Raw genomic sequence first — 15,041 nt, forward strand, 5'->3', positions numbered from 1 at the left:
ACATGCCATATCCTCCCGCTACCTCAAGATGCCGCATGCCGGGAAAGGCGTGGCGGTCGGGCTGTTCGGCGGTTCGTTCAACCCGCCGCACGCCGGCCATGCGCTGGTCGCCGAGATCGCGCTCAGACGCCTTGCGCTCGATCAGCTGTGGTGGATGGTGACGCCCGGCAATCCACTCAAGAATGCCGGAGACCTGGCGCCGCTGGCCGAGCGGCTGCAGCTATCCGAAAAGATCGCAAAGAACCCAAAGATCAAGGTCACCGCATTCGAGGCGGCCCACCGCGTCCGCTTCACCGCCGACACGCTGGCGCTGGTCAAGGCGCGTAACCCGGGCGTCGATTTCGTCTGGATCATGGGGGCCGACTCGCTTCGCGACTTCCACCGCTGGCAGCGCTGGCGCCGCATCGTCATGACCTTCCCGATCGCGGTGGTCGACCGGCCAGGCGCGACGCTGTCGTTCCTGTCGTCGGTGGTCGCCAAGACGTTCGACTATGCCCGCGTCGACGAGGGTGACGCGCCGCGGCTCGCCCGCATGGACGCGCCGGCCTGGACCTTCATTCACGGCCCGCGTTCGTCGCTGTCGTCGAGCGCGATCCGCAAGGTGGGAAAGGGCTGAGCCAACACGGAAGGCAAGACCGGTGATGTCGCTTTTGCCGCTGCCTTGATCTGCTTGATGGGCGATCCTCGGTCATGACGATTCTCGAGCGCGACCAGGACAAGAACGGTCTAGGGCAGCCGGCGCCGTCGATCGCCGTTGCCAGCATCCTCTTGTCGATGGCGCTGATCGCCGTCGGTAATGGGCTGATGTTCGCCTATATTCCAGTCCGGCTCGGCGCCGAGGGCTTCGATCCGACATGGGCGGGGCTGATCGTCACCGGCCTTTCGGCTGGCGGCCTCGCCGGCTGTATCCTGACCGGGCCGCTAGTGCGGCGTGTCGGTCATGCCCGCGTGTTCATGGTGCTGTCGGCACTGATCGTGCTGTCCAACGCCGCGGTCGGCGCCGGGCCGCACCCATTGCCATGGATCGCGGCACGGGCGCTCTACGGCTTTGCCATATGCGGCCTGTTCATCGTCGCGCAAAGCTGGCTGAACGATGTCGTCGCCAACGCCATCCGCGGCCGGGTCATGGCTATCTTCTACGTTGCCTATGTCGCCGGGCTCGGGGCCGGCTATTCGACACTGGCGTTGATCGATATCCGCACGGCCGACGCGCCGCTGATCGGCATTGCCTTCACCGCGCTGTCGATCCTTCCCGTCGGGCTGACGCGGCTCGCGCAGCCGCCGGCGCCGCAAGCGGCGTCCGTGGCGCTCGGCCGCGCCTGGCGGATCTCGCCGGTCGGCGTTGCCGGCATGCTTGCCGTCGGCGGCCTGTCGATGACGATTTCGGGTTTTGCGCCAATCCATGCCACCGCCAAAGGCTACAGCCAGGCCGACGTCGCCTTGCTGCTTTCGGCAATGCCGGTCGGCACGCTGATCCTGCAGATCCCGCTCGGCTGGATTTCCGACCGCACCGACCGGCGCTTTGTGCTGATCGCGGCGTCGGCGCTTGCCACCGCGGCGGGCCTGTTTGCCCTCGGTTTCGACGGTGGCGCGCTGGTGGCGCTGCTCGTCATCTACGTGGTCTGGGACGGCGCCTCGGAATCGATCTACTCTCTGGCCAGCGCCCATGCCGGCGACCGCGCCGGCAAGGACGACATGGTGGCGTTGTCGAGCTCGCTCTTGTTTGCCTGGTCGCTATCCGGCTTCGTCGTGCCCGGCATTGTGACCGGGCTTTCCGCCATCTACGGCACGCAAGCCTTCATCTATGTGGCGATCCTCATTGCCGCCGCCTATTGCCTGTTCGTTCTCTGGCGCGTCGTCGTGGTGCGGCCGGTGCCCGCCACCGAGACCGGCAGTTTCGCGCCGATGACGGCGCAGGCGCCGTTGCCTGTCGATCTCGCCTTCGCGCCCGAAGATCAGCGCCGGCGCGAAGGACTTTGAACACCCTCCAGCTGGTTTCAAATGCTCTATTGCCGCGTGGCTGAGGCATCCGGCTGAGGCGCTTGCGGCGCCGGCGCCGGAATTGAAAGGCCTTCGGCATCGAATGCCTGCTTGACGCTCTTGGTGAGGTCGATCTGGGCGACGAAGAAATCGGCGGCCGCCGTCCAGTAGCGCAAGGTGATGGCGACGGTGCTGTCGCCGACGGTCGCGACAAAGGCGATCGGCGCCGGCTGCCGCCTGACGCGCCGGTCGGCGGCGGCGACGCCAAGCATGGTCTTTTGCGCGAAATCGATGTCGTTCCACGAGCCGATGCTGAGCGTGATGTCGCCACGGCGCACGCCGTTGCGGGTGAAATTGCGGACCGGCTGGTTCCACAGGGTCGAGTTGGGTGCAAGCACGTAGACGCCTTCGACCGTCCTCAGCGTTGTGGCAAACAGCCCGATCTCCTCGACGGTACCGGATATGGCGCCGACTTCGACATATTCGCCGATGCGGAACGGCCGCAGCGCCAGGAGCATGATGCCGGCGGCAATGTTCTGCAGCGTGCCTTGCAGCGCCAGGCCAATAGCCAGGCCGGCGGCACCGATAGCGGCAATGATCGAGGCCGTCTGCACGCCGAACTGGCCGAGAACCATGATCACGACAAGCCCCAGGATGGCGTAGCGGACGACCTGCGAGAAGAAATGGCGGAGCGTTTCGTCGAAGCCGTGAACGTGGCCGAGGCCGGCATAGATCGAACGCTCGGCGAGGCCGGCGACGATGTAGCCGATGACCAGCAGGATGACGGCGCCGACCGCCGAAAGCGAGTAGGAGACGATCAGCGTGCTGAGCTGCGCAAGGCCGGATTGCACGGTGAGGAGAGCGTTCTGGGGATCGATTGGCATGTCGGGATTCCGGTTCGGGGATGAGCCGATAACCGCTGCGGGGCGAGGCGGTTCCGAATTTCTGGCCCGAAAAGCCGGATATTCGGCTGCTGCCGGGTGCCTGCTTGCGAGCGGTGTCTTGAAACTGCAACCTAACTCTGCCTATCTAAGCAGTGTCACCTGATTTCAGAGGTGATTTGGTTGTTCTTGCTGCGAAAGGAAATACACTGAGAACAGCACTGCGGAAGAAGGCCGACATCGTGCCTTCGCCGGCCGGGATCAGCGTAAACGACGCCGTGTCCCGCGCCATCAAGACAGTCCTTGCCAGTCTGGAAGACTCCAAGGCCGAAAACATCGTCTCAATCGACATTCAGGGAAAATCGAGCCTCGGCGACTACATGGTCGTCGCATCGGGCCGATCGCACCGTCATGTCTCGGCTGTCGCCGATCATCTCCTCAAGGCGCTCAAGGATGCCGGGCTCGGCACGGCGCGCGTCGAGGGGCTGGCTGGCGCCGACTGGGTCCTGATCGATTCGGGCGACATCATCGTCCATGTCTTCCGCCCCGAGGTCCGCGACTTCTACAATCTCGAAAAGATGTGGCAGGCGCCTGATCTCGAGGAGGAGACCCTCCACTGAGCCGTATTCGTCTTGATGCATGTCGTTGTCCGACATGCATCAGCGGCTCTTCGAGGCAAGGATGAAGATTACCGTTCATGCCGTGGGCCGAATGAAAGCCGGCCCCGAGGAGCAGTTGGCCGATCGCTATTTCGAGCGTTTTGCCAAGAGCGGTCCTGCCGTAGGCCTCGAATTCGCCGGAATCGTCGAGATTGCCGAAGGCCGCGCGCAGACGGCCAATGAGCGCCGGCGCGAGGAAGGCCAGAAGCTGCAGACGCACTTGCAACCGGGCACGGCGCTGATGCTGCTGGATGAGCGCGGCAAGAACCTCTCCTCCGAGGATTTCGCCGGCCGCATGGGCTCGCTGCGCGATGGCGGGCGCAAGGCGCTGGTGATCGCCATTGGCGGCGCCGACGGCCATGACCAGTCGCTGCGCGACCTGGCTGATCTGACGGTGTCGCTCGGCGCGCTGACCTGGCCGCATCAGCTGGTCCGCGTGATGCTGGGCGAGCAGCTTTACAGGGCGGCCACGATCCTTTCCGGTCACCCCTACCATCGTTCATGAAGTCGGCTCGGTCGGCGAATTGACGCCAGCCGCCCGGATTTTTGCCCCAATGCTCATCGACAGTTTGGGCTCATGGGGTTTGCGGATGGCGGCGGGGGCTCGAACATGGTTGATGGTTCGTTAACGAAGCCGCGCATAGAGTTAGGCTTCAATGTCTGAAGACTGGAAATCACGAACGGGCTCCTGGCGCGTGCGCTGCGGCATCGCCGTGGCGGCGATCGCGCTTTCGCTCGGCCTCGCGCGGGCCGAGAACACGCTCGACCTGGCGCCCGATCCGGACCAGAGCCGCGCCGAATACGAAAAGGTGTCGAAAGAGATCACGCTGTCGTCCGAGCGGCTGGCCAAGCTTGCCGCCGACATAGCGGCTGTCAAGAAGGACCACGCCTCGATCACCGCAGCGCTGATCCAGTCGGCGATGACCGAGCAGAAGCTCGGCCAGGACATCGAGGACATCGGCGGCAAGCTGGAAGGGCTGAAGGCGCAGGAGCAGAAGATCCGCGCCTCACTGGCTGCCCGACGCGACGTTCTGGCCGAAGTGCTCGGCGCGCTGCAGCGCATGGGGCTCAATCCGCCGCCGGCGATCCTGGTCAAGCCGGAGGACGCATTGTCGTCGGTGCGCAGCGCCATCCTGCTCGGCGCCGTGGTGCCGGAACTGCGCCAGCAGACCGACATGTTGCTGGCCGACCTCAAGGAGCAGTCGCGGGTGACGGCCTCGAGCGCGGCCGAGCGGGCGCGGCTGACGGCAGCGGTCGGCGAGCAGGCGGCGGAAAAAAAGCGGCTCGGCATGCTGCTCGAAGCCAAGCAGAAGCTCGCCGCCGATACGCAAACCGCGCTGGCCGCCGAAAAGCAGCGGTCCGCGACGCTGGCGGCCAAGGCCGGCAGCCTGAAAGAACTGATCGCCTCGCTCGAGGCCGATAGGGCCCGCAAGGCGGCGGATGCGGCCAAGGCAGCCGAGCAAAAGACGGCGGACGCCGACAAGGGCCCGGCATCAACCCCGGCCCCGACGGAATTGGCCTCGCTGCCGGTGCCGGAGAGCAACAGGCTCACCGCTGCCGCGCCGTTTTCCGCGCTTCAAGGGCAGATCGCGCTGCCGGTCACCGGCAGGATCAAGCGGCGCTTCGGCGCCAACGACGGTAACGGCGCGGTGATGCTCGGTGACATGGTTGCGACACAATCGGGAGCCATCGTCACAGCGCCGGCGGATGGAAATGTGCTTTATGCGGGGCCTTTCCGCTCTTACGGTCAACTCTTGATCCTGAATGCGGGTGACGGCTATCATGTCGTCCTGGCGGGGATGAGCAGAATCAGCGTCGCGTCTGGCCAGTCGGTGCTCGCAGGAGAGCCGGTCGGCGCGATGGGAGAGGCCCGGGTGGCGAGCACCTCGGCATCGAAGAATGGAAATGCCACGCCGGAGCTCTATGTCGAGTTCCGCAAGGATGGAAAACCCGTCGATCCGGCCCCATGGTGGGCGGACCGTTTTTCTGGAAGGACGTGAATGATGCGGAAACTGTCGCTTCTGTTTGCCGGTGCGCTGATGGGTGCATCGGCGATGAGCCTGGTCTATGGCGCGCCCGGCTCGACGGCGAAGGCTGCGGGCTCCGAGACCTATAAGCAACTGGCGATCTTCGGCGATATCTTCGAACGGGTGCGGGCGAATTATGTGACGCCGCCCGACGACAAGTCGCTGGTTGAAAATGCCATTAACGGCATGCTGTCCTCGCTCGACCCGCACTCCTCCTACATGAACGCCGAAGAAGCGCAGGACATGCGCGTGCAAACCAAGGGCGAGTTCGGCGGCCTCGGCATCGAGGTCACCATGGAAAACGATCTGGTCAAGGTGATCACGCCGATCGACGATACGCCGGCCGCCAAGGCTGGTGTGCTCGCCGGCGACTATATCGCCAAGATCGACGGCGAGGAGGTCCGCGGCCTGACGCTCAACGACGCCGTCGAGAAGATGCGCGGGCTGGTCAACACGCCGATCAAGCTCACCATCCTGCGCCAGGGCGCCGACAAGCCGATCGAACTGACGGTGGTGCGCGACATCATCAAGGTCAAGGCGGTCAAGTTCCGGGTCGAAAACGACATCGGGTACATGAAGATCACCTCCTTTACCGAAAAGACCTATGACGATCTCGAGAATGCCATCGACACCATCAAGAAGCAGGTGCCGAACGACAAGCTCAAGGGCTATGTGCTCGACCTGCGCCTCAATCCGGGCGGTTTGCTCGACCAGGCGGTGAGCGTTTCGGATGCCTTCCTCGACCGTGGCGAGATCGTCTCGACGCGCGGCCGCGATCCGAAGGACGTGACCCGCTTCGACGCGCGCGCCGGCGATGACATCGGCGGCAAGCCGCTGATCGTGCTCGTCAATGGCGGCTCGGCCAGTGCATCGGAAATCGTTGCCGGCGCGCTGCAGGATCTGCGCCGCGCCACGGTGGTCGGCACGCAATCCTTCGGCAAGGGTTCAGTGCAGACCATCATCCCACTTGGTGAGAACGGGGCGCTGCGGCTGACGACGGCGCTCTATTACACGCCGTCCGGCAAGTCGATCCAGGGCAAGGGTATCACGCCCGACATCAAGGTCGACCAACCGCTGCCGGCGGAACTGCAGGGCAGGGACCTGACGCGCGGCGAATCCGACCTCAAGGGCCACATCAAGGGCGCCGACGAAGGCACGACCGGTTCGGGTTCGGCAGCCTATGTGCCGCCGGAACCGAAGGACGATTTGCAGCTCATCTATGCCGAGCAGCTGCTGCGCGGCCAGAAGACGGATCCGGCGTTCCCGCCGAATCCGCAAAAGGCCGTGTTGAACCAGTAAGGGCGGCAAGCCGGGCCAAACAGGTCTGGCTGCCTGAGCGAAGCGATGCGATGCTGCCGGGGCCGCGAGGCTCCGGCAGTTTGATTCGGGGCTGCGGCCGGCATGCTGCGCGTCAGTGAAGCAAGGGGACGCGCCGACATTTTGGATTTTGCGCCTCCGGAGAAGGTTTACTTCGGGGATGCACGCCGGGGGTGCGGGCTTGGCTGATATCGGCAAGGACATAGAACGACCTCTCGGACAGGCGATCCGGCCGCCGCGCTCAGGCAGCGGGATCAGCGCCGGTGCGGTCGCGGCCGCGCTTGTTGTGCTGTCCGTGGTCGGCGTCTCCAGCGCGATCGCCCTGCGAGACAAGCCGTTCCGGAAGCTGCAAGAAGTAGCCGTTTCGACGCCGAAGACGCCGGCGGCGGCGGATACCGCCGTGGCGTCGGCCAAGGCGACGCCCGACTTGGCAGCGCCAAGCAACGCAAGTGGCGCCAACATAAGCGGGCCGAAGGCGGGCGGTCCGCAGATCATCCATGTCCAGACCGAAGAGGGCGACGGTCCACCCGAGGCAGCCATCGTCATTCGCGACCCTTCGACGATCGGCCAGAATCTCAGGATCGCGCACATTCCCGACAAGGCGCTGGTCGAGGCCAGCGAGACCGGTCTGCTGCCGATCCGCGCCGCCGACGGCCGGCGCCCGTTCGATGTCTATGCGCGGCCGTGGTCGGGGGCTCGCGGCGCACGCGTGGCGCTCGTCATCGGCGGGCTTGCCGTGTCGCAGACCGGCACGCAGGCAGCCATCGCCAAGCTGCCGGCGGAAGTGACACTGGCCTTCGCGCCGCAAGGCAACAGCATCGGCCGCTGGATGCAGGTGGCGCGGCAGAGCGGCCATGAGGTCATCATGCAGGTGCCGCTCGAGCCGTTCGACTATCCGAACGTCAATCCCGGCCGTAACACGCTGACCGTGGCTGCAACGCCGGATGAGAATTTGAAGAATTTACGCTGGGCGCTGTCACGAACGACCAACTACACCGGCGTCATGAACTATATGGGCGCCCGCTTTTCGGCCGACGCGACGGCGATGGGGCCGTTGATGGCCGAGCTTGGCAAGCGTGGTCTGGCCTATGTCGACGACGGTTCGTCGGCGCGCAGCCTGGCACCCGAACTGGCGCTGAAGGACGGCGTGCCGTTCGTCGGCGGTGATACGGCGATCGACGCGGTACAGGACCGCGGCGCCATATTGAAGAAACTGGATGGGCTGGAAGCGACGGCGCGAGCGAAAGGCTTTGCCGTCGGCATCGGCTCGGCCTTTGACCTGACGGTGGATACCGTGTCGTCCTGGGTGACCGAGGCCAAGAAGCGCGGCATCGAGATCGTGCCGATTTCGGCGGTGGCGATAGATCCGGAAAAAGGCTGAGATGGCAAAGAACAAGCTCGTTGACCCCGAGACGCTGCCCTACCGGCCCTGCGTAGGGGTGATGGTCCTCAATGGCGACGGCCTGGTCTGGGTTGGTCATCGCATTGCCGAGCCGGACAGCGAGTTCGCGGGAACGACGCAGCTCTGGCAGATGCCGCAGGGCGGCATCGACGATGGCGAGGAGCCGCTGCTGGCGGCGGCGCGTGAGCTCTACGAAGAGACCGGCATGCGCTCGGTGTCGCTGCTAGCCGAGGCGCCGCACTGGATCAACTACGATCTGCCGGCGCATCTGGTCGGCGTCGCCTTCAAGGGACGATATCGCGGCCAGACGCAGAAATGGTTTGCCTTCCGTTTCCACGGCGACGAAAGCGAGATCGCGATCAATCCGCCACCCGGTGGCCACAAGGCCGAGTTCGACCGGTGGGCGTGGCGGCCGATGCTGGAATTGCCGGACCTGATCGTGCCGTTCAAGCGCAAGGTCTACGAAGACGTGGTGGCAGCGTTCCGGCACCTGGTGGCGTAGCCGCCGGCCTTCCGTTAAAACAGGTCGGCATGAACGACATCTCCTCCAGGAAATCCAGCGAATCTCTTCCGCAGACCGTCGCTCTACCGCAGGCCGGCGCCCCGAGCGAGCCGATCAGCGAATCGGCGGCGGGGGCGATCCTGACCATCGATCTCGGCGCCGTCCGTGAGAATTACCGGCGGCTGAAGGCGCGGCTGGGCGGCGTCGGCTGCGCTGGAGTGGTCAAGGCCGACGGTTACGGGATTGGCGCGGCACCGGTGGCCGCGGCGCTGATGGCTGAGGGCTGTAACATTTTCTTTGTTGCGCATTTGGCCGGCGGCATCTTGCTGCGCAAGGCGCTCGGCTCAGACCCGGCCATTTATGTGCTGAACGGCATTCCGCCGGGTGCGGAAACGGAAGCGGTTGCGGCAGGGCTTTGCACCGTCGTCAACAGCGCCAGCCAACTCGCGGCATGGCGCGAGATGGCCGGGCGGGTGGGCCGTAAGTTGCCGGCCGCCGTCCAGATCGACAGCGGCATGTCGCGGCTCGGCATGACGCCGTCCGAGGTGAAAGCCGTGGCGCGGGATCCGCAGGGCTTCGACGGTGTCGAACTGACATTCGTGATGAGCCATCTCGCCTGCGCCGACGAACCCGAGCAACCGGCCAACGAGCGGCAGCGGCTGGAATTCGAACGGCTGCGCCTGATGCTGCCGGAGGCGTCGGCTTCGCTTGCCAATTCATCGGGCATTTTTCTCGGGCAGCGCTATCACTACGACCTCGTCCGTCCGGGTGCCGCTCTCTATGGCATCAATCCGACGCCGGCGAAGGACAATCCGATGCTGCCGGTGGTGCGATTGCAGGCCAAGGTCATCCAGACGCGAATGCTGGAGGCCGGCGCCGGTGTCGGCTACGGTCACACTTTCCACACCAAGGCTCCGCTTGCCGCGGCGACCATTTCGCTCGGCTATGGCGATGGCTGGCATCGACGCGCCGCTTCCTCCGCCTGGTTCGAAAATGTGCGGCTGCCCTTCATCGGCCGGGTTTCGATGGATTCGATCATCCTCGACATTTCCGCATTGCCGCCCGGCAGGCTGCATGCCGGCGACCTCGTCGAACTCATCGGGCCGTCGTCGCAGACGGTGGACCAGGTAGCCGGCCAGGCCGGCACCATCGGCTACGAGGTCTTGACCAGCCTCGGCCACCGTTTCCACCGGCGCTATGTGAATGGCTAGGACGCAAGCTTGTCGTCCTCACGCATGTCTTTTCCCTAAGCATCGGGCCTTGGCTGACGCCACAGAATCCGGCAGACAGAAGGCGGCGATGATCCTGGTCTCGAATCCCGACGAGATGCCGCTGCGGAGAACCAAACGATGAAGATCTTCGTGCTGGGCGGCGGCGTGATCGGGGTCACCACCGCCTATTTTCTTGCCGAGGCCGGCCATCAGGTGACCGTGATCGATCGCCAGAAAGGCCCGGCGCTGGAAACCAGCTTTGCCAATGCCGGCGAGATCTCGCCCGGCTATGCGTCGCCTTGGGCCGGGCCCGGCGTTCCGCTGAAGGCCATCAAATGGCTTTTGATGAAGCACGGTCCACTGGTGGTGCGACCGGCCCTCGATCCGCATATGTGGATATGGCTGGTCAAGATGCTGCGCAATTGCACGGCTGAACGCTACGCGCTGAACAAGGCGCGCATGGTGCCGCTGGCCGAGTACAGCCGCGACACGCTGAAGGCGCTGCGCGCGGCGACCGGCATCGCCTATGACGAGCGCGCCAAGGGCACGCTGCAGCTCTTCCGAACGCAAAAGCAGCTCGACGGCGTCGGCGGCGATGTCGAGGTGCTGAAGACCTATGGCGTCCCCTACGAGGTCCTCGACCCCGACGGCTGCATTGCGGCCGAGCCTGGGCTGGCCGGCGTGCGCGAAAAATTCGTCGGTGGCCTGCGGTTGCCCGGCGACGAAACCGGCGACTGCAAGATGTTCACCGACAGGCTTGCCGAGCTTTGCGCGGCACGCGGCGTCACTTTCGAATACGACACGGAGATACGGCGCGTCGTCAAGAAGCGCGATCGCATCACCAATATCAGCACCAGCAAGGGCTGGATGGTCGCTGATGCCTATGTGATGGCGATGGGCAGCTATTCGGCGCGGTTCATGCGCATGCTGAAGCGGCCCATCCCGGTCTACCCGGTCAAGGGCTATTCGATCACCTTGCCAATCAAGGACGCCGCCGCCGCACCGGTCTCGACCGTGATGGACGAGAGCTACAAGGTAGCGATCACGAGGCTCGGCGACCGTATCCGGGTTGGCGGCACGGCGGAGATTTCCGGCTTCGACCTGCGGCTGCACGAATCGCGGCGGCGCACGCTCGAACATTCGGTCGGCGACCTGTTCCCGGGCAGCGGCGACATGCGATCGGCGACCTTCTGGTGCGGGCTGCGGCCGATGACACCGGACGGGCCGCCGCTCATCGGCCGCACCGATTTCTCCAATCTCTATCTCAACACCGGCCATGGCACACTCGGCTGGACCATGGCCTGCGGCTCGGCCAAGGTTCTGGCCGACATCATCTCCAGCCGGGTGCCCGACATCGACGTCGGCGATCTCGGGCCGGGACGATACGCCAAGTAAGACCCCCAGCAGCTTAAGACAGCCGCCGGCCGATAGGCTTCACGCGAACAAACCCCTGTCCCGTTCGACGGCCTTGGTGATGAAGCTCGAGACGATCTGGACGCGGCGCAGCGGCCTGACCGATTCATGATAGACCAGCCAGTAGGCGCGGCGGATGGGTGCGACGATATCGAGAGGCACCAGTTCCGGCATCGAGCGGGCAACGAAGGTATGCAGTATGCCGATGCCGGCGCCGGAACGCACCGCTTCGGCCTGGCCGAGCGCTGAGGAAATGGCGAAGCTGGTGCGCCAGTCGGCGCTGAATTCGGCCGCGTAGTCGAGCGAAGGACTGACGATCAGGTCCGGCACGTAGCCGATCAGCGTGTGCTGCCCTAGCTCGGCGGCGTTTCCGGGCAGGCCATGCGTGTCGGCGTAGGCCCGCGACGCGAACAGGCCGAGCGTGTAGTCGACCAGCTTTCCCGCCACCAGGCGGCCTTCCGTCGGCCGTTCGACGGTGATGGCAATGTCGGCCTCGCGCCGGGATAACGAGAAGGAGCGCGGTACCGGCACCAGCTGGATGGTGAGTTCACGGTGCAGAGCGGTCAGCGCGCCGAGGCGCCTGGCCAGGAAGGCGACGCCAAAACCGTCCGGCGCGCCGATCCGCACGGTGCCCGAGACGTCGTCGCCTTCGCCTGAAACAGTCGAGCGCGCGGCGATCATGTCGCCCTCCATGCGTTCGGCGATCTCGAGGAAACGCTCGCCCGCCGGCGTCAGCTCGCTGCCGGTGGTAAGCCGGCGAAACAGTTTTGTCCTGAGCGCATCCTCGAGGGCGGCAATGCGGCGCGAGACGGTGGCGTGATTGAGCTCCAGCCGCCTGGCGGCGCCGAGGATCTGGCCGGCCCGCGCCACGGCAAGGAAGATGCGAGCGTCATCCCAGTTCATGGGGATGGTCCGTTTCGATAGGGAGCGCCGCGTTCCCGCCCACCCCCCTCTGGCCTGCCCTCTTTGCCACCACTTGGCATCTCCCCCGCAAGGGGGGAGATCGGATGCCGGGTCGGCTTTCGCCAATCTCCAACGTCGCAAAAAGGGCGGTAAGGCCGAAGCCGCCAATCTCCCCCCTTGCGGGGGAGATGTCCGGCAGGACAGAGGGGGGTGTGAAGAAACTCAACTCAGCAATCCAAGCGATAGGAGTACACTCCCTACCATTTGCGCCATTTGATGCACAGGCACCTCTCGCACTCTATTTTATGCACAACGGTTGCGTTTTCGCTCGCGTTGCCATCGCTCCCGCAAAGGCGGACAATGCCTCATCACAAACCAGGGAGAGAGATCATGATCGAATATGGTCATTTCATCGGCGGCAAGCGTGTCGCAGGAACCAGCGGCCGCAAGCAGGACGTCATGCAGCCGATGGACGGCACGGTGCGCGGCACGGTGGCGTTGGCTTCGCAGGCGGAATTGCGCGCGGCGGTCGAAAACGCCAAGGCGGCACAGCCCGGCTGGGCGGCGACCAACTCGCAGCGGCGTGTGCGCGTCTTGATGCGATTCCTCGAGCTGGTCGCCAAGGAGTATGACGCGCTGGCCGAGATATTGGCGCGCGAACACGGCAAGACCATCGCCGACGCCAAGGGCGACATCCAGCGTGGCCTCGAAGTGGTCGAGGTCTGCATCGGTGCGCCGCATATGATGAAGGGCGAGTTCACCGATGGCGCCGGCCCCGGCATCGACGTCTATTCGATGCGCCAGCCGCTCGGCGTTGTCGCCGGCATCACGCCGTTTAATTTTCCGGCGATGATCCCCCTGTGGAAGATCGCGCCGGCCATCGCCTGCGGCAATGCCTACATCCTCAAGCCGTCGGAGCGCGATCCGGGCGTGCCGATGCGCATTGCCGAACTGTTCATCGAGGCCGGCCTGCCGGCGGGCATCCTCAATGTTGTCAACGGTGACAAGGAAGTGGTCGACGCTATCCTCGACGATCCCGATATCAAGGCCATCGGTTTCGTCGGCTCGACACCGATCGCCCAGTACATCTATTCGCGCGGTTGCGCGGCCGGCAAGCGCGTGCAGTGCTTCGGCGGCGCCAAGAACCACATGATCATCATGCCCGATGCCGACATGGACCAGACCGTCGACGCGCTGATCGGCGCCGGCTACGGCTCGGCCGGCGAGCGCTGCATGGCGATCTCGGTGGCCGTCCCGGTCGGCAACGACACCGCCAACCGGCTGATGGAAAGACTGGTGCCGCGCGTCGAGAGCCTGAAGGTCGGTCCGTCGACGGATTCTTCCGCCGATTTCGGCCCGTTGGTCACGGCGCAGGCGCTGGAGCGGGTCAAGTCCTATGTCGACACCGGCGTCAAGGAAGGCGCCAAGCTGGTGGTCGATGGCCGCGGCTTTTCCATGCAGGGCTACGAGAACGGCTACTATATGGGCGGCTGCCTGTTCGACAATGTGACCGCCGACATGCGCATCTACAAGGAAGAGATCTTCGGGCCGGTGCTGTCGGTGGTGCGCGCACCGACCTACGAGAACGCGATCAAGCTCGCCAACGAGCACGAGATGGGCAATGGCGTCGCCATCTTCACCCGCGACGGCGATGCGGCGCGCGACTTCGCCTCGCGGGTCCAGGTCGGCATGGTAGGCATCAACGTGCCGATCCCGGTGCCAATCGCCTACTATACGTTTGGCGGCTGGAAGGCTTCCTCCTTCGGCGACCTCAACCAGCACGGGCCGGACGCGTTCCGCTTCTACACCAAGACCAAGACGGTGACGTCGCGCTGGCCGTCCGGCGTGAAGGATGGCGCCGAGTTCGTCATTCCGACGATGAATTAGCCGGACGGTTTTCTGTCTGCGCGTCCTCGCCTTCGGCGGCGCGCGCGCGGGCCGGCGTGAAGGATGGCGCCGAGTTCGTCATCCCGACGATGAACTGATCCAAATCGCAGAAAGCAAGAAAAGGCCCGGGCACCAAGCTTGGGCTTTTTTGTCGCGGTCTTCATCGGCGTGAACACTAATGTGATGGAACCAAGAAGGCAGCAATCTTCTTAGATTGCAGTCCTGCCGCGAAGGAGACGCTGGCAGATCAACCAACGGCGCTGGTGACGGCTCCGGGGGATGTCGTCCGGCGCAAAGGAGATGTCAGATGACACGTCTCATGGCGACTATAGCTTGCGCTGCGATGGCCCTTTCCGCCGTCCCGGCAATGGCTGCCGAGCAATGTGCGGCACGCGCCGATATGGTCAAGGCGCTCGGCGAGAAGTTTCATGAAAACCCGAGGGCGGTCGGCGTCGTCAATCCGAATGTGGTGCTTGAAGTCTTCGTTTCCGACAGGGGCACCTGGACCATCCTCGCCAGCGATACAAAAGGTCAAAGCTGCGTGATTTCAGTCGGCGAAGGCTGGGAGAGCGCGATGACGATAGCGGCGCTGCCCGGTACATGAAGTAGGCCTTTCCTATTCACCTGGCCGCAGCCTCGGCACGGTAGCCGGGCAGCGGCCTTATTCTCGGCGACCTTGAAACGGATCTCCCCGCGCCCGCTTGAGGCGCGCATCGCTTGCTATTTTTCGTTAGCGATACCATATATCGAACATAGCGAGAACATCCAGAATCGTTCCCGCTGACGGCAGACCGGAACACGGAAAGGAGCGACGCGATGATGACGTCGGAACCGGCCTGGATCGCTCCGGCAAAATGAG

Annotated in this window: 14 protein-coding genes; 12 read left to right on the forward strand and 2 right to left on the reverse strand. The window is 64.7% G+C overall.

Features of this window, described 5'->3' with window-relative positions:
* Window positions 1-28: 28 nt before the first annotated feature.
* Entirely contained in the window at window positions 29-616 is a 588-nt protein-coding gene (locus NKJ40_RS08170; protein WP_352465785.1) for a nicotinate-nucleotide adenylyltransferase, read from the forward strand.
* A 74-nt stretch (window positions 617-690) separates the two neighbouring features.
* The gene (locus NKJ40_RS08175) at window positions 691-1,980 is read left to right on the forward strand and encodes an MFS transporter (protein ID WP_352465649.1); all 1,290 of its coding nucleotides are present in this window, start codon (window positions 691-693) and stop codon (window positions 1,978-1,980) included.
* Between the two features lie 26 nt (window positions 1,981-2,006).
* Here NKJ40_RS08175 and NKJ40_RS08180 read toward each other — a convergent pair whose 3' ends face one another.
* Window positions 2,007-2,864 (reverse strand): mechanosensitive ion channel family protein, encoded by an 858-nt coding sequence (locus NKJ40_RS08180; protein WP_352465650.1) that lies wholly within the window; start codon window positions 2,862-2,864, stop codon window positions 2,007-2,009.
* 239 nt (window positions 2,865-3,103) lie between these two features.
* Here NKJ40_RS08180 and rsfS point away from each other — a divergent pair, with 239 nt between their 5' ends.
* The 8 genes from rsfS (at window position 3,104) to NKJ40_RS08220 (ending at window position 11,374) form a co-directional block, all read left to right on the forward strand.
* Window positions 3,104-3,481 carry a ribosome silencing factor gene (rsfS, locus tag NKJ40_RS08185; protein WP_023678068.1) on the forward strand — a complete coding sequence of 126 codons (378 nt, stop codon included), beginning with the start codon at window positions 3,104-3,106 and terminating at the stop codon, window positions 3,479-3,481.
* A 61-nt stretch (window positions 3,482-3,542) separates the two neighbouring features.
* Entirely contained in the window at window positions 3,543-4,025 is a 483-nt protein-coding gene (rlmH, locus tag NKJ40_RS08190) for a 23S rRNA (pseudouridine(1915)-N(3))-methyltransferase RlmH (protein ID WP_352465651.1), read from the forward strand.
* A 151-nt stretch (window positions 4,026-4,176) separates the two neighbouring features.
* Complete coding sequence (locus NKJ40_RS08195) at window positions 4,177-5,520, forward strand: murein hydrolase activator EnvC family protein (RefSeq protein WP_352465652.1); 1,344 nt, start codon at window positions 4,177-4,179, stop codon at window positions 5,518-5,520.
* Window positions 5,521-6,846 carry a S41 family peptidase gene (locus tag NKJ40_RS08200; protein WP_023719673.1) on the forward strand — a complete coding sequence of 442 codons (1,326 nt, stop codon included), beginning with the start codon at window positions 5,521-5,523 and terminating at the stop codon, window positions 6,844-6,846.
* Window positions 6,847-7,045: 199 nt separating this feature from the next.
* Window positions 7,046-8,245, forward strand: a complete 1,200-nt coding sequence (locus NKJ40_RS08205) for a divergent polysaccharide deacetylase family protein (protein ID WP_352465653.1) — start codon at window positions 7,046-7,048, stop codon at window positions 8,243-8,245.
* Between the two features lies 1 nt (window position 8,246).
* Entirely contained in the window at window positions 8,247-8,768 is a 522-nt protein-coding gene (locus tag NKJ40_RS08210) for an RNA pyrophosphohydrolase (RefSeq protein ID WP_352465654.1), read from the forward strand.
* Between the two features lie 29 nt (window positions 8,769-8,797).
* Window positions 8,798-9,979, forward strand: a complete 1,182-nt coding sequence (alr, locus tag NKJ40_RS08215; RefSeq protein WP_352465655.1) for an alanine racemase — start codon at window positions 8,798-8,800, stop codon at window positions 9,977-9,979.
* Between the two features lie 66 nt (window positions 9,980-10,045).
* Window positions 10,046-11,374: a D-amino acid dehydrogenase gene (locus NKJ40_RS08220; protein ID WP_352465786.1), complete on the forward strand. Its 1,329-nt coding sequence runs from the start codon at window positions 10,046-10,048 to the stop codon at window positions 11,372-11,374.
* Between the two features lie 39 nt (window positions 11,375-11,413).
* Here NKJ40_RS08220 and NKJ40_RS08225 read toward each other — a convergent pair whose 3' ends face one another.
* The gene (locus NKJ40_RS08225) at window positions 11,414-12,295 is read right to left on the reverse strand and encodes a LysR family transcriptional regulator (RefSeq protein ID WP_352465656.1); all 882 of its coding nucleotides are present in this window, start codon (window positions 12,293-12,295) and stop codon (window positions 11,414-11,416) included.
* Window positions 12,296-12,685: 390 nt separating this feature from the next.
* On the opposite strand from NKJ40_RS08225, the gene NKJ40_RS08230 reads away from it, so the two are divergent.
* Window positions 12,686-14,182, forward strand: a complete 1,497-nt coding sequence (locus NKJ40_RS08230; protein ID WP_352465657.1) for a CoA-acylating methylmalonate-semialdehyde dehydrogenase — start codon at window positions 12,686-12,688, stop codon at window positions 14,180-14,182.
* A 307-nt stretch (window positions 14,183-14,489) separates the two neighbouring features.
* Window positions 14,490-14,786: a hypothetical protein gene (locus NKJ40_RS08235; protein ID WP_292658513.1), complete on the forward strand. Its 297-nt coding sequence runs from the start codon at window positions 14,490-14,492 to the stop codon at window positions 14,784-14,786.
* The last annotated feature ends 255 nt before the right edge of the window (window positions 14,787-15,041 follow it).

Source organism: Mesorhizobium sp. M0119 (genome assembly GCF_040322615.1).
In the GTDB taxonomy this organism is placed as follows: domain Bacteria; phylum Pseudomonadota; class Alphaproteobacteria; order Rhizobiales; family Rhizobiaceae; genus Mesorhizobium.

What these genes read in the sequence shown, in the direction of transcription:
- NKJ40_RS08210 (WP_352465654.1), top strand. Translation starts at nt 8,247, where the DNA reads ATGGCAAAGAACAAGCTCGTTGACCCCGAGACGCTGCCCTACCGGCCC.
- NKJ40_RS08170 (WP_352465785.1), top strand. Translation starts at nt 29, where the DNA reads ATGCCGCATGCCGGGAAAGGCGTGGCGGTCGGGCTGTTCGGCGGTTCG.
- NKJ40_RS08180 (WP_352465650.1), bottom strand. Translation starts at nt 2,864, where the DNA reads ATGCCAATCGATCCCCAGAACGCTCTCCTCACCGTGCAATCCGGCCTT.
- NKJ40_RS08195 (WP_352465652.1), top strand. Translation starts at nt 4,177, where the DNA reads ATGTCTGAAGACTGGAAATCACGAACGGGCTCCTGGCGCGTGCGCTGC.
- rlmH (WP_352465651.1), top strand. Translation starts at nt 3,543, where the DNA reads ATGAAGATTACCGTTCATGCCGTGGGCCGAATGAAAGCCGGCCCCGAG.
- NKJ40_RS08225 (WP_352465656.1), bottom strand. Translation starts at nt 12,295, where the DNA reads ATGAACTGGGATGACGCTCGCATCTTCCTTGCCGTGGCGCGGGCCGGC.
- NKJ40_RS08175 (WP_352465649.1), top strand. Translation starts at nt 691, where the DNA reads ATGACGATTCTCGAGCGCGACCAGGACAAGAACGGTCTAGGGCAGCCG.
- NKJ40_RS08200 (WP_023719673.1), top strand. Translation starts at nt 5,521, where the DNA reads ATGATGCGGAAACTGTCGCTTCTGTTTGCCGGTGCGCTGATGGGTGCA.
- NKJ40_RS08235 (WP_292658513.1), top strand. Translation starts at nt 14,490, where the DNA reads ATGACACGTCTCATGGCGACTATAGCTTGCGCTGCGATGGCCCTTTCC.
- NKJ40_RS08230 (WP_352465657.1), top strand. Translation starts at nt 12,686, where the DNA reads ATGATCGAATATGGTCATTTCATCGGCGGCAAGCGTGTCGCAGGAACC.
- alr (WP_352465655.1), top strand. Translation starts at nt 8,798, where the DNA reads ATGAACGACATCTCCTCCAGGAAATCCAGCGAATCTCTTCCGCAGACC.